This is a genomic window from Streptomyces sp. NBC_00876 (genome assembly GCF_045207435.1).
GTDB lineage: Bacteria > Actinomycetota > Actinomycetes > Streptomycetales > Streptomycetaceae > Streptomyces.
In genome coordinates, this window is sequence record NZ_CP108800.1 from 793,204 (window position 1) to 816,461 (window position 23,258).

At 69.8% G+C, this 23,258-nt stretch carries 29 protein-coding genes; 13 read left to right on the forward strand and 16 right to left on the reverse strand.

The features are described 5' to 3' along the window. Nucleotides 1-165 precede the first annotated feature (165 nt). The 4 genes from OG782_RS03435 to OG782_RS03450 all read right to left on the reverse strand — a co-directional run bounded on the left by OG782_RS03435 (nt 166) and on the right by OG782_RS03450 (nt 3,204). Nucleotides 166-1,128: an electron transfer flavoprotein subunit alpha/FixB family protein gene (locus tag OG782_RS03435; protein WP_406447900.1), complete on the reverse strand. Its 963-nt coding sequence runs from the start codon at nt 1,126-1,128 to the stop codon at nt 166-168. 59 nt (nt 1,129-1,187) lie between these two features. Further along, nucleotides 1,188-1,973 (reverse strand): electron transfer flavoprotein subunit beta/FixA family protein, encoded by a 786-nt coding sequence (locus tag OG782_RS03440; protein WP_406447901.1) that lies wholly within the window; start codon nt 1,971-1,973, stop codon nt 1,188-1,190. Nucleotides 1,974-2,174: 201 nt separating this feature from the next. Continuing rightward, nucleotides 2,175-2,681: a flavin reductase family protein gene (locus tag OG782_RS03445; protein ID WP_406447902.1), complete on the reverse strand. Its 507-nt coding sequence runs from the start codon at nt 2,679-2,681 to the stop codon at nt 2,175-2,177. A 196-nt stretch (nt 2,682-2,877) separates the two neighbouring features. Next, nucleotides 2,878-3,204 carry a TlpA family protein disulfide reductase gene (locus OG782_RS03450; RefSeq protein ID WP_406447903.1) on the reverse strand — a complete coding sequence of 109 codons (327 nt, stop codon included), beginning with the start codon at nt 3,202-3,204 and terminating at the stop codon, nt 2,878-2,880. 218 nt (nt 3,205-3,422) lie between these two features. On the opposite strand from OG782_RS03450, the gene OG782_RS03455 reads away from it, so the two are divergent. Continuing rightward, complete coding sequence (locus tag OG782_RS03455; protein WP_406447904.1) at nt 3,423-4,145, forward strand: lysophospholipid acyltransferase family protein; 723 nt, start codon at nt 3,423-3,425, stop codon at nt 4,143-4,145. Between the two features lie 117 nt (nt 4,146-4,262). On the opposite strand, the gene OG782_RS03460 is transcribed toward OG782_RS03455, so the two are convergent. From OG782_RS03460 to OG782_RS03475, 4 genes are all read right to left on the reverse strand, one after another. Continuing rightward, nucleotides 4,263-4,862 (reverse strand): transglutaminase family protein, encoded by a 600-nt coding sequence (locus OG782_RS03460; protein ID WP_406447905.1) that lies wholly within the window; start codon nt 4,860-4,862, stop codon nt 4,263-4,265. 83 nt (nt 4,863-4,945) lie between these two features. Next, nucleotides 4,946-6,007: a threonine aldolase family protein gene (locus OG782_RS03465; protein ID WP_406458812.1), complete on the reverse strand. Its 1,062-nt coding sequence runs from the start codon at nt 6,005-6,007 to the stop codon at nt 4,946-4,948. Further along, on the reverse strand, nt 6,004-6,771 hold the full coding sequence (locus OG782_RS03470) for an SDR family NAD(P)-dependent oxidoreductase (RefSeq protein WP_406458814.1): 768 nt from the start codon (nt 6,769-6,771) through the stop codon (nt 6,004-6,006). Before OG782_RS03470 ends, OG782_RS03465 begins: the two co-directional genes overlap by 4 nt. A 26-nt stretch (nt 6,772-6,797) precedes the next feature. Further along, nucleotides 6,798-8,195: a DUF6421 family protein gene (locus tag OG782_RS03475; RefSeq protein WP_406447906.1), complete on the reverse strand. Its 1,398-nt coding sequence runs from the start codon at nt 8,193-8,195 to the stop codon at nt 6,798-6,800. A 327-nt stretch (nt 8,196-8,522) separates the two neighbouring features. On the opposite strand from OG782_RS03475, the gene OG782_RS03480 reads away from it, so the two are divergent. Beyond that, nucleotides 8,523-8,648, forward strand: coding sequence for a hypothetical protein (locus OG782_RS03480; RefSeq protein ID WP_406447907.1), 126 nt, complete (start codon nt 8,523-8,525; stop codon nt 8,646-8,648). A 96-nt stretch (nt 8,649-8,744) separates the two neighbouring features. Continuing rightward, nucleotides 8,745-9,428 carry a glycerophosphodiester phosphodiesterase gene (locus tag OG782_RS03485; RefSeq protein ID WP_406447908.1) on the forward strand — a complete coding sequence of 228 codons (684 nt, stop codon included), beginning with the start codon at nt 8,745-8,747 and terminating at the stop codon, nt 9,426-9,428. Between the two features lie 7 nt (nt 9,429-9,435). Here OG782_RS03485 and OG782_RS03490 read toward each other — a convergent pair whose 3' ends face one another. Further along, nucleotides 9,436-9,993, reverse strand: a complete 558-nt coding sequence (locus tag OG782_RS03490) for a GNAT family N-acetyltransferase (RefSeq protein ID WP_406447909.1) — start codon at nt 9,991-9,993, stop codon at nt 9,436-9,438. A gap of 211 nt (nt 9,994-10,204) precedes the next feature. Here OG782_RS03490 and OG782_RS03495 point away from each other — a divergent pair, with 211 nt between their 5' ends. The 6 genes from OG782_RS03495 (at nt 10,205) to OG782_RS03520 (ending at nt 13,956) form a co-directional block, all read left to right on the forward strand. Beyond that, nucleotides 10,205-10,795 carry a DUF5134 domain-containing protein gene (locus tag OG782_RS03495; protein ID WP_406447910.1) on the forward strand — a complete coding sequence of 197 codons (591 nt, stop codon included), beginning with the start codon at nt 10,205-10,207 and terminating at the stop codon, nt 10,793-10,795. A gap of 119 nt (nt 10,796-10,914) precedes the next feature. After that, on the forward strand, nt 10,915-11,850 hold the full coding sequence (locus OG782_RS03500) for a M56 family metallopeptidase (RefSeq protein ID WP_406447911.1): 936 nt from the start codon (nt 10,915-10,917) through the stop codon (nt 11,848-11,850). Between the two features lie 70 nt (nt 11,851-11,920). Then, the gene (locus OG782_RS03505; protein ID WP_406447912.1) at nt 11,921-12,622 is read left to right on the forward strand and encodes a phosphatase PAP2 family protein; all 702 of its coding nucleotides are present in this window, start codon (nt 11,921-11,923) and stop codon (nt 12,620-12,622) included. 47 nt (nt 12,623-12,669) lie between these two features. After that, a complete protein-coding gene (locus OG782_RS03510; RefSeq protein WP_406447913.1) occupies nt 12,670-13,371 on the forward strand; it encodes an HAD family hydrolase in 702 nt (233 codons plus the stop codon). A 70-nt stretch (nt 13,372-13,441) separates the two neighbouring features. Next, nucleotides 13,442-13,621: a hypothetical protein gene (locus tag OG782_RS03515; protein ID WP_406447914.1), complete on the forward strand. Its 180-nt coding sequence runs from the start codon at nt 13,442-13,444 to the stop codon at nt 13,619-13,621. Nucleotides 13,622-13,731: 110 nt separating this feature from the next. Beyond that, a complete protein-coding gene (locus OG782_RS03520) occupies nt 13,732-13,956 on the forward strand; it encodes a hypothetical protein (protein ID WP_406447915.1) in 225 nt (74 codons plus the stop codon). 283 nt (nt 13,957-14,239) lie between these two features. On the opposite strand, the gene OG782_RS03525 is transcribed toward OG782_RS03520, so the two are convergent. Further along, entirely contained in the window at nt 14,240-15,730 is a 1,491-nt protein-coding gene (locus OG782_RS03525) for an LVIVD repeat-containing protein (protein ID WP_406447916.1), read from the reverse strand. Nucleotides 15,731-16,193: 463 nt separating this feature from the next. Here OG782_RS03525 and OG782_RS03530 point away from each other — a divergent pair, with 463 nt between their 5' ends. Then, a complete protein-coding gene (locus OG782_RS03530) occupies nt 16,194-16,409 on the forward strand; it encodes an e9imm peptide (RefSeq protein ID WP_406447917.1) in 216 nt (71 codons plus the stop codon). Between the two features lie 45 nt (nt 16,410-16,454). Here OG782_RS03530 and OG782_RS03535 read toward each other — a convergent pair whose 3' ends face one another. From OG782_RS03535 to OG782_RS03545, 3 genes are all read right to left on the reverse strand, one after another. Further along, entirely contained in the window at nt 16,455-16,952 is a 498-nt protein-coding gene (locus OG782_RS03535; RefSeq protein ID WP_406447918.1) for a hypothetical protein, read from the reverse strand. Nucleotides 16,953-17,088: 136 nt separating this feature from the next. After that, entirely contained in the window at nt 17,089-17,373 is a 285-nt protein-coding gene (locus tag OG782_RS03540; RefSeq protein WP_406447919.1) for a hypothetical protein, read from the reverse strand. A 220-nt stretch (nt 17,374-17,593) separates the two neighbouring features. Then, nucleotides 17,594-18,064 carry a flavodoxin family protein gene (locus OG782_RS03545; RefSeq protein ID WP_406447920.1) on the reverse strand — a complete coding sequence of 157 codons (471 nt, stop codon included), beginning with the start codon at nt 18,062-18,064 and terminating at the stop codon, nt 17,594-17,596. 716 nt (nt 18,065-18,780) lie between these two features. Between OG782_RS03545 and OG782_RS03550 the strand changes: the two genes are divergently transcribed. Together OG782_RS03550 and OG782_RS03555 are read left to right on the forward strand one after the other, a co-directional pair. Further along, on the forward strand, nt 18,781-19,467 hold the full coding sequence (locus OG782_RS03550) for a DUF305 domain-containing protein (RefSeq protein WP_406447921.1): 687 nt from the start codon (nt 18,781-18,783) through the stop codon (nt 19,465-19,467). Between the two features lie 75 nt (nt 19,468-19,542). After that, nucleotides 19,543-20,913, forward strand: a complete 1,371-nt coding sequence (locus OG782_RS03555; RefSeq protein ID WP_406447922.1) for an FAD-dependent oxidoreductase — start codon at nt 19,543-19,545, stop codon at nt 20,911-20,913. A gap of 69 nt (nt 20,914-20,982) precedes the next feature. On the opposite strand, the gene OG782_RS03560 is transcribed toward OG782_RS03555, so the two are convergent. Next, nucleotides 20,983-21,351: an ArsR/SmtB family transcription factor gene (locus OG782_RS03560; protein ID WP_406447923.1), complete on the reverse strand. Its 369-nt coding sequence runs from the start codon at nt 21,349-21,351 to the stop codon at nt 20,983-20,985. 124 nt (nt 21,352-21,475) lie between these two features. Between OG782_RS03560 and OG782_RS03565 the strand changes: the two genes are divergently transcribed. Next, nucleotides 21,476-21,673, forward strand: coding sequence for a YdeI/OmpD-associated family protein (locus tag OG782_RS03565; RefSeq protein WP_406458816.1), 198 nt, complete (start codon nt 21,476-21,478; stop codon nt 21,671-21,673). Between the two features lie 7 nt (nt 21,674-21,680). Here OG782_RS03565 and OG782_RS03570 read toward each other — a convergent pair whose 3' ends face one another. Further along, on the reverse strand, nt 21,681-22,097 hold the full coding sequence (locus OG782_RS03570; protein WP_406447924.1) for an acyl-CoA thioesterase: 417 nt from the start codon (nt 22,095-22,097) through the stop codon (nt 21,681-21,683). A 63-nt stretch (nt 22,098-22,160) separates the two neighbouring features. Further along, nucleotides 22,161-23,237, reverse strand: a complete 1,077-nt coding sequence (locus OG782_RS03575; protein WP_406447925.1) for an aldose epimerase family protein — start codon at nt 23,235-23,237, stop codon at nt 22,161-22,163. Nucleotides 23,238-23,258 lie beyond the last annotated feature (21 nt).

The following is a 23,258-nucleotide window of genomic DNA, read 5'->3' on the forward strand; positions in this document are numbered from 1 at the left end:
CTCTCGTCATTTCCGCTTCCCGGAATCAACAATCCGTATAGTGAAGTTATAAGGCTGCTGTACCTGCGTCAATGGTGATCGGAAACGGTGCGGGGCCGCGCGGTGGGTTCACCGCGCGGCCCCGGGCCGTTGAATCGTGCGTGTGGTGCAGCCGTGCCGGCCGGGTCAGCCCTTGCGGGCGGTGATCTCGTCGGTGAGCTGCGGGACGACGTTGAAGAGGTCGCCGACGACGCCGTAGTCGACGAGGTCGAAGATCGGGGCCTCGGCGTCCTTGTTGATCGCGACGATCGTCTTGGAGGTCTGCATGCCGGCCCGGTGCTGGATCGCGCCGGAGATGCCCGAGGCGATGTACAGCTGCGGCGAGACGGACTTGCCCGTCTGGCCGACCTGGTTGGTGTGCGGGTACCAGCCCGCGTCGACCGCGGCGCGCGAGGCACCGACCGCCGCACCCAGCGAGTCCGCGAGCGCCTCGATGATGTGGAAGTTCTCCGCACCGTTGACCCCGCGGCCGCCCGAGACCACGATCGCGGCCTCCGTCAGCTCCGGACGGCCCGTCGACTCGCGCGGGGTACGGGAGACGACCTTGGTGCCGGTGGCCAGCTTCGAGAAGGAGACCGCCAGCTCCTCGACCGCACCCGCGGCCGCAACCGGCTCCACCGGGGCCGAGTTCGGCTTGACCGTGACGACCGGGATGCCCTTGGAGACACGGGACTTGGTGGTGTACGAGGCGGCGAACGCGGACTGCGTGGCAACCGGGCCCTGGTCGCCGGCCTCCAGGTCGACGGCGTCAGTGATGATGCCGGACCCGATCCGCACCGCGAGACGGGCCGCGATCTCCTTGGCCTCCGCGGAGGAGGGCAGCAGCACGGCGACCGGCGACACCGCGTCGCAGGCGGCCTGCAGCGCGTCCACCTTCGGAACGACGAGGTAGTCGGCGAACTCGGAGGCCTCGGCGGTCAGGACCCTGACCGCACCGTGCTCGGCGAGCGTGGCGGCGGTGTCCGCGGCGCCGTTGCCCAGGGCGACGGCAACGGGCTCGCCGATGCGGCGGGCGAGCGTCAGCAGCTCCAGGGTGGGCTTGCGGACGGCACCGTCCACGTGGTCGACATAGACGAGAACTTCAGCCATGGGACTTCAATCTCCTGCGTGTGCGAGGTAGGCGGGGGCGGTGAGGGAACAGCCGGGGCTCAGATGAACTTCTGGCCCGCGAGGAACTCGGCCAGCGCCTTGCCGCCCTCACCCTCGTCCTTGACGATCGTGCCCGCGGTGCGGGCCGGACGTGCGGCCGCGGAGTCGACCGCGGTCCACGAACCGCCCAGGCCCACCTCGTCCGCGTCGATCCCCAGATCATCCAGATCCAGCGACTCGACCGGCTTCTTCTTCGCCGCCATGATCCCCTTGAACGACGGGTAACGGGCCTCGCCCGACTGGTCGGTCACCGACACCACCGCAGGCAACGACGCCTCCAGCCGCTCCGACGCCGTGTCACCGTCCCGGCGGCCCCGCACGACACCACCGTCGACCGAAACCTCGGACAGCAGCGTCACCTGCGGCACACCCAGCCGCTCGGCCAGCAGCGCCGGAACCACACCCATCGTGCCGTCCGTCGACGCCATCCCCGAGATCACCAGGTCGTAACCCGTCTTCTCGATGGCCTTCGCCAGCACCAACGACGTACCGATCGCGTCCGTACCGTGCAGATCGTCGTCCTCGACGTGAACAGCCTTGTCCGCACCCATCGACAACGCCTTGCGCAACGCGTCCTTGGCATCCTCCGGACCCACCGTCAACACGGTGACCTCCGCATCGTCCGCCCCGTCCGCGATCTGCAACGCCTGCTCGACCGCGTACTCATCCAGCTCCGACAGCAGACCGTCGACATCCTCACGATCCAACGTCAGGTCATCGGCGAAATGCCGGTCACCGGTCGCGTCGGGCACGTACTTCACACAGACAACGATCCTCAAGCTCACGCCGGCTCTCCTACTGCATCGTCATTTCCGGGCTGCCTTGTTGCACGCAGCATAGGCGCCTGATGGGGCGATTTCCGGTCGGGGCGACCGACGCTCCGACCGTAATATTACTCGCCAGTACACCCAGTGCGTGCCCCATAAGCAAGCGCTTTGCGCTGTGATCTGCCCAACGCTCGGCGCCCGAGTGCCACCAAGGAGTTCTCAGTCTCGCAGAGCCGTGAACCGGCCCTGGTGATAGACCAGCGGCCGGCCTGACCCGGCCGGGTCACCGACCACGGCCTGGGCGATCACGATCCGGTGGTCCCCCGCCGGGATCCGCGCCACCACCCGGCAGACCAGCCACGCCAGCACGCCGTCCAGCAAAGGGACGCCTTCGGGCCCACTGCGCCAATCGGTGGACGGCCCGAACCGGTCGGCGCCGCTGCGCGCGAAGGTGGCGGCCAGCTCCTGCTGGTGCTCGCCGAGTATGTGGACGCCGACGTGCTCGGCCTCCGCGAGCACCGGCCAGCTGGAGGACGAGGTGCCCACACCGAAGGAGATGAGGGGCGGCTCGGCGGCCACGGAGTTGAGCGAGGTGGCCGTGAAGCCGACCGGCCGGTCACCGGCGGCCGTGATCACGGCGACTCCTGCGGCGTGCTGCCGGAATACGGAGCGGAGAAGATCCGGGGATGCCGTCCGGGCGTTGCCGAGCTCGGGTGATGCCGTCATGGAGCTGTCCTTCTGCGCGTCGGGTGTTCGGGGCCGTGGATGCTCAGGCATCCGGACAGCGCGCACTCGCGTTGCGTGCCAGGTCGACGTGCACCCGGCCGTAGAGAAGGAGTTCTGGCGGCATAGCGTCAGACTGACGATGCGTGGCCGGTGCAGTCAAGACCGTCCCACCAGGTGGGAGAAGCATCACGGCCCGTCACATCGCCTGCCCCAGAGCGGCGACGACGTCGACGGTGCGCGGCTGCCCGACAGCCCGCCGGACGATCCGGCCGCAGGCGTCGAGGACCAGCACCGTCGGGGTCCGGACGATGCCCAGCGCGCGCACAAGAGTGAGATGTGCCTCTGCGTCGATCTCCACATGAGCGACCCCCTCGACCATTCCCGCGACCTCGGCGAGGGTGCGACGGGTGGCCCGGCACGGCTGGCAGAAGGCGCTCGAGAACTGGAGCAGCGTGGCCCGCTCCCCCAATTCCACGCCGAGTTGGGCCGCGTCCAGCCTGTCCACATACGTCTGCCGGTCCACCTTCGGCCTCCTGTCAGAGCTCTACGCAAAGGGTCAGCACCTGCGGGCGCCGGGACATTCCCGCCCCTTCCACGTGACGAGAATCTCGCGCCCCGCGCCCGCCGAGACTGGCCACCACGTCGCGCATGGGGCACGATCGGCCCAATGCCGAAAACCTACGGCTGCGTAACTTCCGCCGGGAGAACCCTCCCCAGGCGCTGAAGAAGGGTCTTCTCCAGATGGCAGAACTCGTCTATCGACCGGTCGTCGGCGCCGCTCGTACGCTTTTCAAGGCGCTCGACCTGAAGATCGACACTCAGGGTTCGGAGCACATCCCGAAGACCGGTGGCGCCGTTCTGGTCAGCAACCACATCAGCTATCTGGACTTCATCTTCACCGGACTCGCGGCGCTGCCGCAGAAGCGGCTGGTCCGCTTCATGGCGAAGGAATCGGTGTTCCGGCACAAGATCTCCGGACCGCTGATGCGCGGCATGAAGCACATCCCCGTCGACCGCAAGCAGGGCGAGGACGCGTATGCGCACGCCCTCGCCTCGCTGCGGTCCGGTGAGATCGTCGGGGTGTTCCCCGAGGCGACGATCTCGGAGTCCTTCACGCTGAAGAGCTTCAAGTCGGGCGCGGCGCGCCTCGCCCAGGAGGCCGGTGTGCCGTTGATCCCGATGGCGCTGTGGGGCACACAGCGGGTGTGGACGAAGGGCCGCCCACGCAACTTCAAGCGCAGCCACATCCCGGTGACGATCCGTGTCGGTGAGCCGGTGGAGGCTCCCACCGACCAGTACGCGGGTGCGATCACGCGGCGGCTGCGCGAGCGGGTGCAGGAGCTGCTGGAAGCGGCCCAGCGCGCCTATCCGGTGCGCCCGAAGGACGCGAGCGACACCTGGTGGGTGCCTTCGCATCTCGGCGGTACGGCCCCGACGCCCGCCGAGGTACGCGAGCGCGGCTGACAGGCGGGGTCCGGGCCGCCGCTGAAACGTCACTCCGGGGTACGGACCACAGTCCGTACCCCGGCGCTCAGCTGCTCAACCCCGTCGGGAGCGCACCGGCGGTCAGCGGCGCGAGGCTCAGAGCGCAGCGGGGAGCGTGCGCCAGAGCTCGGCCCGGTCGGCGGCCGCCTTCATGCCGCGCAGGACCTCCGGGTGTGGCGCCGCATAGAGCACCGGATAGTCCACTTCATTGAACTGCGGGCGGATCGGCCACGCCAGCCGCTCCCCGTCCAGCGAGAACTGCGCATCGACGCCCGGCCGATTGCCGCGCGCGTCCTGCCGGGCCCAGCGCTCCCGGCCCGGAAGCCTGAGCGCGATCAGTCCGTGCACCGGGCCCGGATCCCCGTTCTCCTCGGCGAGCCGCTGATAACAGAGGGCTGCGGGGATGCCCTCCGCCCGGAGCAGCGCGGCCAGGGCATGGGACTTGGCATGGCAGATGCCGTTGCGGGTGGCGAGGACGTCCGAGGCGCGCCAGGTGACTCGCATATCGCCCGAGTCGGCGGAGTGCGCGATGGTGTCGCGCACGAAGCCGTAGGCGGCTACCGCGTATGCGTATGCACCCTCCGAGTCGGCGCGCAGGCGCGCAGCCGTCTCGCGAACCAAGGGGTGCTCATGGTCAATGGCCTCATCGGCGACCAGATACGCGGAGATTTCGGGGACCTGCTGAATCAGCTCCATGACCGCCGAGCATAGGCAAGCGGCCGACCGGAGTCAATCTTTTTCCGATCGGCCGCATATTTATGCACGAAGGGCCAGAGGCCCTAGGCGGCCATCTCCTCCTTCAGCGCGAGGAGGAAGGCGTCGACATCTTCCTCCGTGGTGTCGAAGGAGCACATCCAGCGCACGTCGCCGGCCTTCTCGTCCCAGAAGTAGAAACGGAAACGCTTCTGCAGCCGCTCGCTCACCGCATGCGGCAGACGCGCGAAGACGGCGTTCGCCTGGACGGGATAGAGGATCTCCACGCCGTCCACCCCACGGACTCCCTCGGCGAGCCGAAGGGCCATGGTGTTGGCGTGCCGGGCGTTGCGCAGCCAGAGATCGCCCGCGAGCAGGGCCTCGAGCTGGACCGAGACGAAGCGCATCTTGGAGGCCAGCTGCATCGACAGTTTGCGCAGATGCTTCATGGCACGGACCGCGTCCGGGTTCAGGACCACGACGGCCTCGCCGAAAATGGCCCCGTTCTTCGTCCCGCCGAAGGAGAGCACGTCCACGCCGACGGTGTTGGTGAACGTGCGCATCGGCACGTCCAGGGAGGCCGCCGCGTTGGCTATCCGGGCACCGTCGAGGTGGACCTTCATGCCGTGCCCGTGGGCGTGCTCGCAGATGGCGCGGATCTCGTCGGGCGTGTAGACCGTGCCGAGCTCGGTGTTCTGGGTGATCGAGACGACCTGCGGCATGGCGCGGTGCTCGTCGTCCCAGCCGTACGCCTGCCGGTCGATGAGCTCCGGCGTGAGCTTGCCGTCCTCGGTGGGCACCGTGAGCAGCTTGAGGCCGCCGACCCGCTCGGGGGCGCCGCCCTCGTCGACATTGATGTGGGCGGTCTCGGCGCAGATGACCGCGCCCCAGCGGTCGGTCATCGCCTGGAGCGCGACCACGTTGGCGCCGGTGCCGTTGAAGACCGGAAAGGCCTCGGCAGTGGGGCCGAAGTGGCTGTGCATGACGCGCTGAAGATGACCGGTGTAGTCGTCCTCGCCGTAGGCGACCTGATGGCCGCCGTTGGCGAGCGCGAGGGCCTGGAGGATCTCCGGGTGGGTCCCCGCGTAGTTGTCACTGGCGAATCCGCGTACCTGCGGGTCGTGGTGACGACGCGCGTCGGTCCTTATGGTTGCGGGGTCAGCCACAGGCGCTTTCCGTTCACTTCCGGGGCGGGCCGGTCCCAGACGCCGGCGATGGCGTCGGCCAGCTCCTTGACGTCGGTGAAGCCCGCGAACTTCGCATTCGGGCGCTCGGCGCGCATCGCGTCGTGCACCAATGCCTTCACGACCAGGATCGCAGCCGCGGTCCGCGGCCCCTCCTCGCCCCCCGCCTTGCGGAACTCGTCCGCGAGAGCGAGCGTCCAGGCCTCGGCTGCCGCCTTCGACGCGGCGTACGCGGCGTTGCCCGCGGTGGGGCGGCTCGCCCCGGCCGCACTGATCAGCAGGTAGCGGCCGCGGTCACTGCGCTGCAGGCCGTCCTGGAAGGCCATCGAGGTGTGCTGGACGGTGCGGATCAGCAGCTTCTCCAGCAGCGTCCAGTCGGCGAGGTCGGTCTCGCCGAAACTCGCGCTGCCGCGCCAGCCGCCCACGAGGTGGACCAGGCCGTCGATCCGGCCGAACTCCTTCTCCGTCCTGGCGGCCCAGTCACGGGCGGCATCGAGATCGAGCAGATCCACGGTGTCCCCGGTGACGGTGGCTCCGCCATGGGCGTAGCGGGCGGCGTCCACGGCCTCGGCGAGCCGGGTGGCGTTCGCATCGGAGGCGACGACGACCGCGCCCGCCTCGGCGAGGCGGAGCAGCGCCGCCCGGCCGGCCGGGCCGGCGGCACCCGCGACGGCGATCACGGCGCCTTCGAGCGCACCGTTCCCGTTGCCCTTGCCGTTTCCGTTCATGGCCACCGCCTCCTGACGACGTGCGCTCACGCGGCCGCCTGCCCGGCGTCCGCGGCGGTGATCCCCTTGGTGGAGGCGATCACGTTCTTCAGTTTCTTGGAGAGCGCCTCATAGAACATGCTCAGGGGAAACTCGTCCGGAAGCACGTCGTCGACGAGCTTGCGGGGCGGCAAAGAGAGGTCCAGTGCGTCCGGGCCCTTGGCCCAGCGGGAGCCGGGGTGCGGCGCGAGGTAGGTGGCGACCAGGTCGTACGCCGCGAACCAGTGGACCAGCTTGGGACGGTCGATGCCGTCCCGGTACAGCTTCTCGATCTCACCGCAGAGCTGGTTGGTGACCTGCGGGGCCCGCTCCCAGTCGATCTTCAGGGTGTTGTCGGTCCAGCGCACGACGTCGTGCTTGTGGAGGTACGCGAAGAGCAGCTGGCCGCCGAGACCGTCGTAGTTGCGGACGCGCTCGCCGGTGACCGGGAAGCGGAACATCCGGTCGAACAGCACGGCGTACTGCACGTCGCGGCCCTGGCCGAAGCCGTCGGCCTCCAGCTTCACGGCCTCCTTGAAGGCGGTGAGATCGCAGCGCAGCTCCTCGAGCCCGTACATCCAGAACGGCTGGCGCTGCTTGATCATGAACGGGTCGAACGGCAGGTCACCGTGGCTGTGGGTACGGTCGTGGACCATGTCCCAGAGCACGAAGGCCTGCTCGCAGCGCCGCTGGTCGGCGACCATCTCGCGGATGTCGTCGGGCAGCTCGACGCCGAGGAGTTCGACGGAGGCCTCGGTGACGCGGCGGAAGCGTGCGGCCTCGCGGTCGCAGAAGATGCCGCCCCAGCTGAAGCGCTCGGGGGCCTCGCGCACGGCGATGGTCTCCGGGAAGAGCACCGCGGAGTTGGTGTCGTACCCGGAGGTGAAGTCCTCGAAGGTGATGCCGCAGAAGAGCGGGTTGTCGTAGCGGGTCGCCTCCAGGTCGGCGAGCCACTCGGGCCAGACCATCCGCAGCACGACCGCTTCGAGGTTGCGGTCGGGGTTGCCGTTCTGCGTGTACATCGCGAAGACGACCAGGTGCTGGAGTCCGTCGGCACGGTCCTTCGCCGGCTGGAAGGCCAGCAGCGAGTCCAGGAAGTCGGGGACGCCGAAGCCGTCCGCGGCCCAGCGACGCAGGTCCTTGACCAGGGCGCGGTGGTAGGCGGCGTCGTGCGGGAGCAGCGGGGAGAGCTGCTCGACCGCGGCGGCCACCCGCTCCAGTACCGACTCGGCGACCGCCGGGGCGGGTGCCCCCTCGGCGTCGAAGTCGATGGAACCGTCCTTCGACTGCCAGGGCCGGATCTCCTCCACGGCATTCTTGAGCACCGGCCAGGACGGGTGATCGATCACCCGCCGTGCTGAAGCTATGCCGCCGGTGGCGACCTCGTGCACAAGAATTTCCGTCATAACACTTCCTCCACGGGAGAACCTCGCGTTAAGCAACCGTATCTGTGTACGGTTCTTCGAGACAAGTGGGGATCTGAAAATTATCCTGCCGCACCCCCATGGTCACCGCGAATTTTCCCGTCGTACGGCGGTGGAGCGGCCTGTTCCGTGGATGGATGACGGCCGAGCGCCGCTCGGGAAGAACGAGTCCCGCCACCCCTCGCACACCTGCACGGCAAGGCCTGGCAGGACGCGCCCACGCATGAGTGACGCGGCTCGCGGGGCGCGGGCCGCTGCCGGTAGGACGGACGGTGTCAGCCGTTCGTGCAGCCCCTGGAGAACCGCCGCGTGAGTATCCGTGCCGTCCTGGTCGCCGCCGTCATCACCGGATTCCTGCTCGGCACCGCCGGTGTCCGGGGACACGGCGCCGCTCCCCCGCGCCCGGCCGCCCCGCACTCGGCGCCGGAACACTAGGCTGCCGGATTGCGGTCATGCCGTAGTGCCGCGTGGGTAGGAGCAGCACGCGGGGAGACCACGCGGGGAGACACCGTCGACGGAAGCGAGATTGTCTTGTCTTTTCTCACCATCGGTCATCGCGGGGTGATGGGTGTCGAGCCGGAGAACACCCTGCGCTCGTTCGTCCACGCCGAGCAGGCCGGGATGGACCTCATCGAACTTGACCTTCATCTGAGCAAGGACGGCGCCCTCGCCGTCATGCACGACGCCGAGGTGGACCGCACGACCGACGGAAAGGGCCCGATCTCCGAGAAGACCCTGGCCGAACTGCGCGAACTCGACGCCGGGCAGGGGGAGCGGGTGCCGGTCTTCGAGGAGGTCCTCGACGCCGTGCGGTCCCCCCTGCAGGCGGAGATCAAGGACGTGGCCGCCGCCCGCACCCTGGCCGGGGTGATGCGGGAGCGCGATCTCGTCGACCGGGTCGAGGTGATCTCGTTCCACGACGAGGCGATCGCCGAGATCGCACAGCTGGTGCCGGGGGTGCGGACGGCGCTCGTGGCCAGCCGCTGGGGCGAGGACCTGGTGGACCGCGCGAAGGCGGTGGGCGCCACCCGGCTGGTGCTGAACGTCCGGCGCATCACCCTGGAACTGGTCGAGCGGGCCCATGCCGAGGGGCTGACGGTGGTCGGCTGGGTCGTCAACACCCAGGACCACCTGCGGCTGGCCCGCGGGCTCGGCCTCGACGGCGCGACCACCGATTTCCCCGAGATCCGCCGCGCGGGCCGTTTCACCGCGTAGCGCTCCCTCAGTCCTGCGCGAGGTCCTTGACCAGCAGTTCGAAGGCGAGGTCGTCGCGCTGCGGGATGCCGAAGCGCTCATCGCCGTACGGGAACGGGCTCAGCTGTCCCGTACGGCGGTAGCCGCGGCGCTCGTACCAGGCGATCAGCTCGTCGCGTACCGAGATCACGGTCATGTGCATCTCCCGCACCCCCCAGCTCTCCCGGACGGTGCGTTCGGCCTCGGCGATGATCACCTTGCCGAGGCCCTCGCCCTGGAGCGTGGGCCGGACCGCGAACATTCCGAAGTAGGCCGCCTCCCCCCGGTGTTCGAGCTGGCAGCAGGCGACCGGCTCGCCGTCGCGCTCCACCACGAGCAGCCGGCTGCCGGGGCTCTCCACCACCGCGCGCACCCCCTGCGGGTCGGTGCGCTGTCCCTGGAGGATGTCCGCCTCGGTGGTCCATCCTGCGCGACTGGTGTCGCCGCGGTACGCGGACTGGATGAGCTCCACGAGGGCGGGTACATCCGCGTCGGTCGCATCGCGGAAGGTCAGCTGTCCCGAGTCCCGGGGCGGGGCGGTGTCCATGGTGAGGCTCTCCGTCTTCTCTGCAGTCGCCGTGCCGCAGCAGCCTAACTCCCGGGACCGGATCGGGGCTGCGGACCTCGTCCGCCGGGCTGCGGACCACTGCACCCCCACCGCGCGCTCCCCAGTACCCCAGTGCGCCGCGTACGAGCGGCCGGCCCCGGGCATCGACTAGGCGACGGCGATGTCGATTCGCCGGGGGGGGAGGCTTGCCGTGCACGGACCGGCGGTGTCGGGCTGGCTGCTGATGGCCCTGTGCGCGGTGACGGGCGCGTACTGCCTGTCGCGGTCCCGCACGGGGACCGGGGAGGAACGCAGGACGGCGCGTGCGGAGGCGTTGATGGGCTTCGGGATGGCCGCGATGGCGGTGCCGGCCGCCGTCGTCGCCCCGCCCGCGTGGGGGTGGGCGGGGTACGCCGTGCTGTTCGGCGCCGCCGCGCTGCGCGCACTGTGGTTCGCCCGTCACAGCGGTCACCATCTGCACCATCTGGTCGGCTCGTCGGCGATGGTCTACATGGCCGTCGTGATGGCGCGGTCCGGCGGAGCGGCGCACGGCGGCCACGCCTCCCACACCATGGCCGTGGCCGGAGGCGTCCCGCTGCTGACCGGACTGCTCCTCGCCTACTACGCCGCGTATGTGCTGCGCTCGGGCGCGCGGCTGATACCCGTGGCCGTGACGGCCGATGCCGCAGGGGGCCCGGCAGCCGGGCCCCTGGCCACCGGCTGGGGCGCTCGGCCGGAGCTGGCCCTGGCCTGCCGTCTGACGATGGGGATAGCGATGTTCGCGATGCTGCTTGCCCTGTGAGGCGCGCAGCGATGTTCGCGATGCTGCCCGCCCGGTGAGACGCGGCGCACACCGTGGCGTGCGTCACTTGCCGAGCGCAGCCATACCCGTGCGTGCCGCACCCCTCATAGGCTGGCGCCATGTTGGTCTCCCTCGCGCTGCTGCTGCTCGGTGCACTGGCCGCCGTCGTGACCCCGCGGCTGATGGCGCGGGCCGAGTGGCCGGAGCGCGAGCCCGTGGTGGCGCTGTGGGTCTGGCAGTGCGTGGTGGCCGGTGTACTGCTCTCCTTCGGACTGTCCATGACGTTCAGTGCGGCCGCGGCCTGGCAGGCGGTGCGCGGCCATGTGTTCGCCCCCGCGCCGCACGCCGTCGTCGACGCGTACGCGCTCGCCGCCTACGGACCGTGGTCGGCCGTGATGGCCGTACTGCTGGCGCTCGGCGGTGTGTGGACGGCCGCGATGCTGACCCGGGAGATCCACCGGGCACACCTGCGCCGCAGCCGGCGGCGGGCCGAACTCCTGGTGCGTTCCCCCCTGCTGCCCGGCGAGGAGCCGGGCAGCGGACGTCTGGTGGTCCTGGAGGGCGAGCGCCCGGACGCCTGGTGGCTGCCCGGTGCGGCGCCCCAGCTCGTGATCACCACTGCCGCACTGGGGCGCCTGAAAGGCCGTCAGCTCGATGCGGTGCTCGCCCATGAACAGGGCCACGCGAAGGCTCGCCACGACTGGCTGCTCAACTGCTCGGCCGCACTGGCTTCCGGCTTCCCGCAGGTGCCCGTGTTCGCGGCGTTCCGCGAGGAGATGCACCGGCTCGTCGAACTGGCCGCCGACGACATGGCCTCACGGCGCTTCGGCCGGCTGACGACCGCCCTCGCGCTGGTCGAACTCAACGAGGACCGGGGCGTGTTCGGCCCCTGCCCGACCCCCGGCGCGCAGATGCCGCTGCGGGTCAACCGGCTGCTGGCGCCGGCGGGGCGGCTCACGGCGGGCCGGCGGCTGCGGCTGACCGCGGCGGCCACCCTCGTACCCGTGATTCCGCTGCTGGTGGCGTTCGTTCCGGGGCTCAGCGCACTGGGTTAGCCGCGGGCCCCGCACGGATTGCCTGGTGCGGGAATGGCCCGAAACAGCCCTCTTCGGCGAGGATCCACCCATGTACTCCCCGCCCCGCTCCCCCACGGACCGCACCCGCACCCCTTCGCCGGCCCTGTGGACGGGGGCCGTCTGCGCGGTCCTCGGCCTGGCGCTGCTGGCCCTGGTCGCCGCACGGTGGTCCCCGCTGATGAACCTGGACCGCCGGATCGCCGAAGCCCTGCACCGCCGGGCGGTGACGGAGCCCGGCCTCGTCCATGTGAACCGGGTGCTGACGGACTGGCTGTGGGACCCCTGGACCATGCGCGCGCTGATCGCCGTCGCGGTGGTGGCCCTGTGGTGGCGCGGCGCCCGGCTGCTCGCGGTCTGGGTGGCCGCGACGAGTCTGCTCTCCGCCGCTCTTCAGCAGGGCGTCAAGGCCGCCGTCGGCCGGGAGCGCCCCCAGTGGCCCGACCCGGTGGACTCCGCCCACTACGCGTCGTTCCCCTCCGGACACGCGATGACGGCCATGGTGAGCTGCGGCCTGCTGCTGTGGCTGCTGCACCGGTCCGGTGCCCGCCCGTGGATGTGGTGGACGGCACTGGCCGCGGCGACGGTATCGGTGCTCGGTGTCGGTCTCACCCGGCTCTACCTGGGGGTGCACTGGCCGTCCGACGTGCTCGGCGGATGGCTGCTGGGGGCTGCCCTGGTCGCCTTCGCAGCGGCCGGATTCGACCGGTACACCGCGCGCTGCCGTGCGGGGCGGTCAGAGACAGGCGTCTGAACAGGCGCCCTTGCCCCGCCTTCATCGTCTCGGCGAGGATCGGAGCCATGCCGATCAAGGGTGTGCTCTTCGACTTCTCCGGGACGCTGTTCCGGATCGAATCCGTCCGTTCCTGGCTCGGGGCGGCCCTCGCCGAGCGGGGGGTGAGCGTGGACGAGGCCGACTTCGAGCGGTACGTACGGGAGCTTGAGGCCGCCGGCGCACTGCCTGGCGGCCTCCCTCCGCAGCGGGTACCCGGGGGGCTGGCGGAGGCCTGGGCCTCCCGCGACGAGAGCGCGCACCGTCACCGCGCCGCGTACACCGGCCTGGCCCGCCAGGTCGCGCTGCCGGATCCGGGGCTGTACGACGCCCTGTACGACCGGCACCGGACTCCTCCCGCCTGGTGCCCCTATCCGGACGCGGCAGAGGTGCTGGGTGCGCTGCGCGAGCACGGGGTGCGCGTCGGCGTGGTCAGCAACATCGGGTGGGACCTTCGTCCCGTCTTCCGGGCGCACGGTCTGGACGCCTTCGTCGACGCGTACGTGCTCTCCTTCGAGCACGGCATCCAGAAACCGGACGCACGCCTCTTCCACACCGCCTGCACACTTCTGGGACAGCATCCGACCGATGTGGTGATGGTCGGCGACGACCGGCACGCGGATGCCGGGGCGGCCGCTCTGGGCTGTGAGGTGCGCTACGTGGAGCATGCCCCTGTGCACGAACGGCCGGACGCGCTACGGGAGCTCGGACTGGTCCCCGAGGTTGCCTGAGAGACATGTGAGAGATGTCCCTGACGCCCAATGGGTCGGATTGTCACATCGGGGCCTTAGCCTGGTACGTATGTCCCCGACTCCGTGCCCGCCCGGTTCCGTGCGTTCCGCCTCAGTGGTGAATGAAGACATTCGCGATCTGTGGCAGCGCTCGGGCGGCTGTCTGTCCCCGGAGGACGAGGAGGCGTACCAGCGGTTGCTGGTCGAGTGGGCCGCCGCCACCGGTGGCAGCGCCAGGACCGCCGCCTGACCCCCTCCGTCCCGCGGCGCGGCCGGTCCGGCTGCCGCTCGCCGATCTGCTGCCGGGCCGTGTTTCCGGTTCGCTGTGCGGCCGACCTCGCGGCGCCGCACCCTGGAGGCATGACCTCTCCCCCGATCGTGATCTTCCGCCCGTCCCCCTCCGGCGGGCGGCGCGTCACCGTGCAGCGCGACGGGCGGGTCCAGATACTCGGCCTCGCGCACTCCGACCACGATGTGATCGTGTTCCTGGAGGGTGCGGGGCTCGATGACCCCGAGCAGATCCTGGACAGCCCCGAGTGGGTCGAGTGGCGGGGCGGCCGGGCGCACCGGTACGAGGCCGCCTGAGACGTCTGATTCCGGCGATCCCCTGCGTCGCCGGAACCAGGCGGTCCACCCCGGCGGGCAGTACCGCCGCGGACCGCGTGACGGCCTGTGCGGGGCAGCCGGTGGCGCGGGCGTACAGCATGTCCCGGCGCGGCAGATCGGTCAATGAGCACGAGCCCCGGACGCACCCCGGCCCCGCCCGGATACAGCCGGGGCGGGACCGTAGCGCGGACCGCAGTGCGTCGCGGCGCCGTCTGCTGTCCGGCGGGTTTCAGCAGCCGGCTGCCGGTCGGCTGCCGTCGGGTTACCGGTCGAAGTAGTCGGGCTGCGTCTGGACGTTGAGCTCGTCCGTGCGCACCCGCTTCGCCGGGTCGGTCCGCCGGTCGTCGATCTTCAGGACGTCGAATCCCTTGGCGATGTCGTTGGAGTAGATGTAGCCGTTGTAGTAGTACGCCGACCACGGGCCGGCCGTGGTGACCGCGTCCGTGCTGACGGGGCCGCGCTCGAAGAAGCCGATCTCCTTCGGATGCGAGGAGTCGGTGAAGTCCCACACCGAGACGCCGCCCTGGTACCAGGCCTGGACCATCAGGTCTCGGCCCTTGACCGGGATGATCGAACCGTTGTGTGCGACACAGACCTCGGTGTCGGCCTGCGGGCGGTCGATCTTGAAGTAGCTGCGGAAGACGAGCTTGCGGTGGTCGCCCCTGCCGACGATGTCGTAGATGCCGTCGGCGCCGCGCTTCGGGCCGATCTCCTCGTTGCAGGTGGCCGCGCCGCCGCCGCCGAGTTCGTCGGTGAAGACGACTTTGTCCGCACGCTGGTTGAACGTCGCCGAGTGCCAGAACGCGAAGTTCACGTTGTCCTGCACCCGGTCGATGATCTTCGGGTTCTCCGGGTCCTTGATGGAGAACAGCAGGCCGTCACCCATGCAGGCACCGGCGGCCAGGTCCTTGGACGGCAGCACGGTGATGTCGTGGCAGCCCGTGGTCTTGGAGACACCCGGGTTGGTGGGACCGCCCGGGTTCCCGCCGTCCGGGAAGAGCACCGGGAAGTTGACGATACGGGCCTCTTCGGGTGCCTTGCGCGGCACCTTGATGACGGAGATCCCGTCGTGCGGCGGCTGACAGTCGGGGAAGGTGTCGCTCGGCGAGTACGAGGAGACGTACACGTAGACACTGTTGCGCTCGGGAACCAGCGTGTGGGTGTGCGATCCGCACGCGGTCTCGACGGCTGCGACGTACTTCGGGTTGCGCTTGTCGCTGATGTCGAAGACCTTCATGCCCTCCCAGGAGGACTTCTCCGTGGCGGGCTGGGTGGTGCTGGTGCAGGAGTTGTCGCTGCGCGAGGAGTCCGTGGACAGGAACAGCAGGTTCCCGGAGACGGAGATGTCGTTCTGCGATCCGGGACACAGGACCTGAGCGACCGTCCGCGGCGACCTCGGATTGCTGATGTCGAAGATCCGGAAGCCGTCGTAGTTCCCGGCGAAGGCGTACTTCCCCTGGAAGGCCAGGTCCGTGTTGAGTCCTTGGAGCGCGTCCTTGGGGACGTTGGCGAGATGGGTGATGTTGCGGCTGTGGACGATCTCGTCCACGCCGGGTATCTCACCGCTCGTGATCGCGGCGGTCGCCTCGGCCTGCCGGCTCGCGGAGACATCGGTTCGGCTCGCGGCCGCGTCACCGGGGTCGGGTGTCGCGGCCGCGGGCCCGGCCATCAGCAGAGTGGCGAAGAGCCCGGCGGCGGCTGCCGCCACGCCCAGACGTCTGCGCCGCACCGGGGTGGTGTGCAACGAGGTCACTGCGTCCTCCCATGGATCCGTATGTAGTTGACCGGTTCACGGACTCCGGCAGTATGGTCCTTGCCATGGGCATCTCAACAGATGGCAACAGAGACGTAATGAAAGTTATTGACTTTTGGCCATGACCAGCAGTGATTCAGCCACTGCAACTCGAACCCCGGGCATCGCTCCGGTGGTTTTCCAACCCGGCCCATGCCTGTTCTCTCCACAGATCAGGTGAATTCGATCACTAACCAGTAACTTCGATGCATCGCAAGGGCAGATCGCCGCGTATGTCAAGGCCACGCCGTTCGGAACTCCCGAAGACGAGCATCACCGCCACACCGAATACGGCGCCGCTCAGCACTGAGGGGTTCATGAGCGCACGTGTCCGGCCGCCGCGCACTCCCGGCCCTCTCCTCCGGGACGGTCGGGACTTCGTGCGAGCCGGCCGTCCAGATCGCTGGCCCCCGGATGCGGTGTGATGGATCGCGAGGCGGCCATCGAGCTGGTGCAGAAGATCATGAACGGCGGTTGCTCCGACGAAGCGGAGGAGCAGGTTCTTCTTGAGCAGCTCGACAGAGCTCTCGGCTGCCCGGCCGGCTATGTCAGCGGCTTGATCTTCTGGCCGAAGGGGCTGGAGCCGACCGCGGCGGAGGTGGTCGATCAGGCCTTGGCCTATCAACCGTTCGCGCTGTAGCACGTCCCCAGCTCACTGCTCCGAGCTGGATCGAAACCCCGGCAGTCAGGGCTGACTGCTGATCCGTTGAGAGAGCCCTTCGAAGAACTCCCGCAGACTGGCTGCGGCGAAGTCGAACTGATCGAACCACGATGCGGTGGTCGACCTCCAAACCCGTCCGGAGCCCGCCAGCGCGAACAGATGGCCGCCGCCGTCGCTGCCGAAGACCAAGGCAGGCTCTTCCCCGTCGATTCGGACGGCCCCGTATTCGCGAAAGTGGCCGGCAACCGTTGACGCCGGGTGCACAAAGTAGCCGTTGTCCACATCGGGCAGGGAGACCTCGCCGATCACCCAGTACATCGTGGTCAGATCCGAGGGGATCGGAGTCAGTTCCACGAGCGCGTCTGTCGCCTGGCGGCTCTCCTCCGTAGCGAGCACGACCAGGTTGTTGCCGGGCTCGATGCCGTGCCGCGCCTGGAACGACTGCATCAGCTCCGCGAGCGTCGCATCCACCTGCTCACGCCAGCCGCGAAGCCAGTCAGCACCAAGCCGTTCATCAACCACGGTCGCTCCCGTCGTCTCCCAGACCCGCCACCGCAAGTCCGGAAGAACCTACAGGAGCGTTCACGCAGCTCTGGGGCCGAGTCGTCTTCGACCGTCCTCATCAGCATTGCGACCACGGCGCCCGGGTCGGCTCCACTCAGTTGCACGAGCCGAACGGTGCCTCTTTGAAGGCGGTCAGCTCGGTGACGCTCTCATCACGTCTGGCGAGGCGTTCTTTCAGCTCCGCGACCTGGGTCTTGATCCGTGCGATCTGGGCGGCTCGCGGATCAGCGACGTGTCCGGCCGCCCGCAGAGCCTGGAGACGCCGCTCGAACTCTTCCGCGAGGTGCTGGTAGGGGCCAGGGCGCTTCGTAACGTCGCGGTTCTGCTTCGCGTAGAACGCGGTGCGGGTCACGCCGGCCTGAGCTGCCAGTGCTTTCATGTCGCATCCGCCGCCGGGCGGAACGTCACTGCTCAGTAGCCGCTCCATGGCCGCGCGGATGGCGTCCTCGTTGCGGGCTCAGGTCCGTACCGCTGCGACGGAACGCTCACGTGATGGTTCCAACTCGAGGCGGCGAACCGCGTCTTCAACGGCCCGTGCGAGCGGTAGAGGTCGTGATCTTGCTGGTCGGGGATGTGGGAGAGCCCCGGAGCTGCATGTGTCAGGACACCGGCTCTCGCCCGTCCAGCAGTCGCGTGGCGAACGCCCGCGCAGCGGCCAGGTCCCCGTCGTTCGGCCTATGTTTCTGGAAACCGCCGATCAGCTTGAAGGGCATCATGGTGTCCAACGCCCGGCACGAGAAGTTCCCGTCCACCTCGAAGCCCTTGTCTTCGAGGAGCTGGATCAAGGAGCGGGTGAAAGGCACCAGCGGCAGCTCCGGAAGCCCGCTGGTGGCGAACACGAATGCCCGGCCCCGCCCGGTGGGCAGGGCCTTGACGAAGTCGGTCAGGCGAGGGTGGAGCCTCTGATAGAAGACACCCGAGCCGAATCCCACAAGGTCGGCGCCGGCCAGCTCCGCCAGGTCTGCCTGCTCGGGCGAGACGACCTTCGCGCCCAGTACCTGAGCCATGCTGTCGGCGACACGACGCGTATTTCCGTGCGACACCGAGGCGCACACGATGACGGCCTTCATCCTCACGATCCCTTCTTTGGCTTCCGTGAACAGGACAGGCCAGCGGCATCGGATGTGACACCACTCGAGTGTGATGGCAGCCACATCATGTGGGGACAGCACCAAGCCCTCGTGATCTTGTACTCGCGCGAACATCACTCGACCGGGGGCGGGACACGCGACCCAGCTTCCCGCCCCCACCTTCGAATTACACGGGCCGCCGGATCGGCGCAACCGTCGCATCCGGCGTCGTCGCTCCGATAGATCGCCGGCCCCGCAGGGACTCATAGCGTGCCGCGCGCTCAGCTTGCAGCCTCACATACCGTTCCGTCGTGTGGGAACTCAGGTGGCCGAGCAGCGCCGATGTCCGGCGTAGCGCATGGCCGTATGACACTTGTTCGCGCAGCCGATCAAACTAAATGCGCGCCGCCGACCGACGGATAGCGTGCCAGACCTCGCTCTCCTCGACGTGGATGCCGCACTCGTCGTATAGGTCATGCAGTCGTCGTCGCGCTGCCCAGCCGTAGGACCTGATCCGGTATGGGTTGGGGGTGTAGTACAAGGTTCCGTCGTCGTTGCGCCGGTCCCACCCGGGAAGTTACGGCGTACCTCTTCTTCAAGGTCCAGGGTGATCGGCATGACCTCAAACAGAACATTTCATTGCAACATGTGCGAAGAATGACAGATTCTGATCACTGCTCTGCGCTGACATGCTAGGACAGTGCGCAACCACCCATGTGTCAACGGAGGTCGCTTTGTTGATTCGTCGTCAGACTGATCGGATCCGCGGATTCGTGATCACAACGGCCGTAGCGGCTGTGCTGCTCGGCGCCGCCGGCTGCGATGCGGGCGGTGGTGACAGCGGTCCGAGGACCGCGGCCCACGGGGGTGGTTCGGTCGTGGCGCCCGGGAAACCGGGGGAGCCCGCGCGGACGCTCTCGGCCTCCCAGGCCGCCGAGGAGGCCGGGGTGGACACGCCCAACTCGGCGGACGTCGGCTATGTGCAGATGATGATCCTGCACCACACTCAGGCACTGGAACTGACCGGGCTCGTCCCTTCCCGCTCCCGTTCGGCCCCGGTCAAGCGGCTCGCCGAACGCATCACCGCCGCCCAGCAGCCCGAGATCGGTGCGATGGAGGGCTGGCTCACCCATCACGGCCGGGCGAAGGAGCCCGCCGGGCACGACCACGCGGCCATGCCGGGCATGGCCACACCCGGGCAGCTGAAGCAGCTCCGGGCGGCGAAGGGCGCGGCCTTCGACCGGCTGTTCCTCAAGCTGATGATCACCCACCACCAGGGGGCGGTCACCATGGCCACCGAGGTGCTCTCGGAGGGGAACAACGTGCAGGTCGAGGAGATGGCCGGCGACGTCGTCGCCCAGCAGACCACCGAGATCAGCCGGATGCGCGCACTCTCACCCTGAGAACACCCGCCGCGCACCTCCCCCGCCCGGCCCTCCGGTGCGATGCTGGAGGAACCCTCCGGGAAGAGGTGCGCCGTGCTCCGTGTCGCTGTCGTCGGCTCCGGTCCCAGCGGGGTCTACACCGCCCAGGCCCTGGTGACGCAGACCGTGGTACCTGATGTGCGGGTGCACGTCCTGGACCGGCTGCCCTGTCCGTACGGGCTGGTGCGGTACGGCGTCGCACCCGACCACGAGAAGATCAAATCGCTTCAGCAGAGCCTGCGGGCCGTCCTGGAGCACGAGCGCGTCACCTTCGTCGGCAATGTCGCCGTGGGCGGGGACGGGGTGGCGCCCGAGCGGCTCGGCGAGCTCTACCACGCGGTGGTCTACTGCGTCGGAGCGGCCACGGACCGCCCGCTGGGCATCCCGGGCGAGGACCTGCCCGGCAGCCACTCGGCGACCGAGTTCGTCTCCTGGTACAGCGCACACCCGGACGCGTCCGCCGGTCTCTTCGCGCTGCAGGCCCGTTCGGTGGTGGTGATCGGAGTCGGCAACGTGGCGGTCGACGTGGCACGGATCCTCGCGCGGGGCGCCGATGAGCTGCGGCCGACCGATGTGCCGCAGCCGGCGCTCGGTGTGCTGGCCGGCAGCCGGGTGCGCGAGGTGCACATGGCGGGGAGGCGGGGGCCCTCGCAGGCACGGTTCACCACCAAGGAGCTCCGCGAGCTCGGCAGCCTCCCCGGAGCACGGATCGTCGTGCACCCGGCGGACCTCGCTCTGGATCCGGCGTACGCCGGTTCGCTGCCGGGTTCCGCGCCCCTGCCCGCACTGGTACGTCGCAACCTCGACGTCCTGCGCGGGTGGGCCGTGAACCCGCCGGACCCGGGCCGCGAAGCGGACCGGACGATCGGGCTGCGGTTCTTCCTGCGCCCGGTCGAACTGCTGGAGCGCCGGGGGCGGGTGGCGGGTGTGCGGTTCGCCCGTACGGTTCCGGACGGCAGTGGCGGAGTCCGTGACACCGGCACATACGAGGAGATCGGCGCCGGCCTCGTCCTGCGGGCGGTCGGCTACCGAGGGACGCCGCTGCCCGGACTGCCGTTCGACGCGGCGCACGGCACGGTGCCCCACCGGGCCGGCCGGGTGCTGCGGGACGGGGCGGCCTCGGCCGGGGAGTATGTCGCGGGGTGGATCAAGCGCGGGCCGACCGGCGTCATCGGATCGAACCGTTCGTGCGCGAAGGAGACCGTTGCATCCCTGGTCGAGGACGCGCCCCTGCTCGCCGGCCGCCCGTCGGCCCCGGATCCACTGGTCGTGCTCCGGTCGTGGGGGCTGCGACCGGTGGAGTGGGACGGCTGGCTGTCGATCGAGCGGGCGGAGACGACGCTGGGGCGGTCGCTGGGGCGGGGCCCCGTGAAGATCCCGGACTGGCCGGGGCTCATGGACGCGGCGCGCGGCGACATCCCGTAGACCGGACCGCCCCGCGCGAGGGCGAGCGACATCCCGTAGACCGAACCGCCCCCGCGTGAGGGCGGCGGGTCAGCCCTCGCCGAGACGGGCCGCCTGGAGGTTCGCCGCCTCGAGCACGCGGTCCAGCAGGCCGGGGAACAGCGCCTCCAGGTCCTGGCGCCGCAGCCCGTTCATCTTGGCGGTGCCGCGGTAGTTCTGCTGAACGATGCCGCTCTCGCGCAGCACCCGGAAGTGGTGGGTGCTGGTGGACTTGGTCACCGGAAGCTCGATCCGGGAGCAGGTGAGCTCGTCGTCGGCGGCCGCGAGCTCGCGGACCACCAGCAGCCGCACCGGGTCCGAGAGCGCGTGCAGCACCGACTCGAGCCTGATCTCGTCGCGCGCGGGGTGGGCCAGTGCGCGGGCGCCGGCTGCCGGGTCTGTGGCACTGGCAGGGGTCACGGTGGCTCCGCATCGTCGCTTCGTCCTGGGCTCCCCATAATACGAGATCTGTCGTAGTTGAAGCCCGGCCGCGGCAGCGGGACGAGAGGGGGCCACACGCGGAGCCGCGACCGTACAGGACGGAATCTGTCCTGAGGTACCGGCCGATCTCGCCGGCGCCCTGACCGCCGACGGGCCCGCCCGGCTGTTCTACGAGCGGCTCGGCAGGTCCGTCCACTGCCCGGTGCCGCTGCGCCTCATGACGGCGAGGGCCCCGCACGTCAGGGCGGCCCGCCTCCAGAGGGTGGTGGCCTCTCTGGCGGCGGGCCGGAAGGTCCGCTGACGCCGGATCAGCCGCTCAGCAGATCCGGGTCCTTGGCGAGCGCGGCGAGGCGTCCGGCCGGGTCGGCGACCAGCCTGCGCGTCGTCAGGTCGAGAATGCCCGCCACGCCCGTGACCTCGGCCGCCACCGTTCCGTCCTCCTTCAGGATCTGCTGTGCCACCGTGAAGGTCTTCCCCTCCCCGTACTCGAACCGGCACGACACGCGCACCCGCTCGCCTCCCCGCAGCTCCCGGAGGAATTTCACCGTGACCTCCAGCGCGACGGGCCCCACGCCGTCGGCGAGCAGCTTCTCCTGCGGCAGTCCGGCGGCACGAAGGAGCTCCCAGCGAGCGTGCTCGGCGTACTGGAGGTAGACGGCCTGGTTGAGATGTCCCTGCGTATCGAGCTCGTAACCCCGTACGGTCACGTCCACAAAAAAGGTCATGAACGCAGCAACGGCACGGCCGGTTCCCTCATTCCCGCGCCGGGGCGGCGAAGTGGTTCGGAATCACCGCGCCGGCGCGAGGTGCGGGAAGCGGAACTCCGTGCGGCTGCGGAAGACCTGGTCCGGGCGCAGGACCGTGCCGGGCTGGTCGGGCCGGTTGGGTGAGTCGGGCAGGTGCTGGGTCTCCAGGCAGACGGCGCTGTGGCGCTCGTGGCGTCCGCCGTCGGGGGCGGCCAGGGTGCCGTCCAGCTGGTTGGCGGTATAGACCTGGATGCCGGGTTCGGTGGTCCACACCTCCATGATCCGCCCGGCACCCGGGGCGGTGAGCCGGGCGGCGCGGCGCAGGCCGGCCGGTGCGCCGGGCCCGTCGAGGACCCAGCAGTGGTCGAAGCCGCCGGCGCGGCGCAGCTGTTCGTCCGGCGCCGCGATGCGTTCCCCGACGGTGTGCGGGGCGGTGAGGTCGAACGGGGTGCCGTGCACGGCCGCGGCGGGCCCCTCGGGGATGCCGTCCTCGTCGACGGGAAGGTAGCGGTCCGCGTCCACCTGGAGGGTGTGCCCGAGGATGTCGCCCCGGTCGGTGAGGTCGAAGTAGGCGTGGTTGGTGAGGTTGACGACGGTGGGACCGTCCGTGGTCGCGGTGTAGTCGAGCGCCAGGGTGCCGGTCGTGTCGAGGGTGTAGGTCACGGTGACGTCCAGCGCACCGGGGAACCCCATGTCGCCGTCGGGGCTGTGCAGGGTGAGCCGGAGCGACGCGGCCTCGCCGGTGGAGACGCCGGCTGCCTGCCAGACGCGGGTGTGGAATCCGTCGGGCCCGCCGTGCAGGGCGTGGCCCCGGTCGGTGGCGGGGACCCGGTACGACGCTCCGTCGAGGGTGAAGCGGCCGTGGGCGATGCGGTTGGCGAAGCGGCCGATGAGGGCTCCGAAGTACGGGTTCTTGCCCGTGTAGTCGTCGAGGGCGGCCAGCGAACGTACGACCGAGGCGGGGACTCCCCCGGTGTCCGGCACGGTGAGGCGGTGCAGGATGCCGCCGTAGGTGAGGATCTCGGCGCGGACTCCGGTGCCGGAGTCGAGGGTCCAGACGTCGATGTCCGCGGGCCCGTGGGCGCCGAAGGGTGTGCGGTTCACGGTGGGGCGAGGCATCTCGGATCCTTGGGACGAACG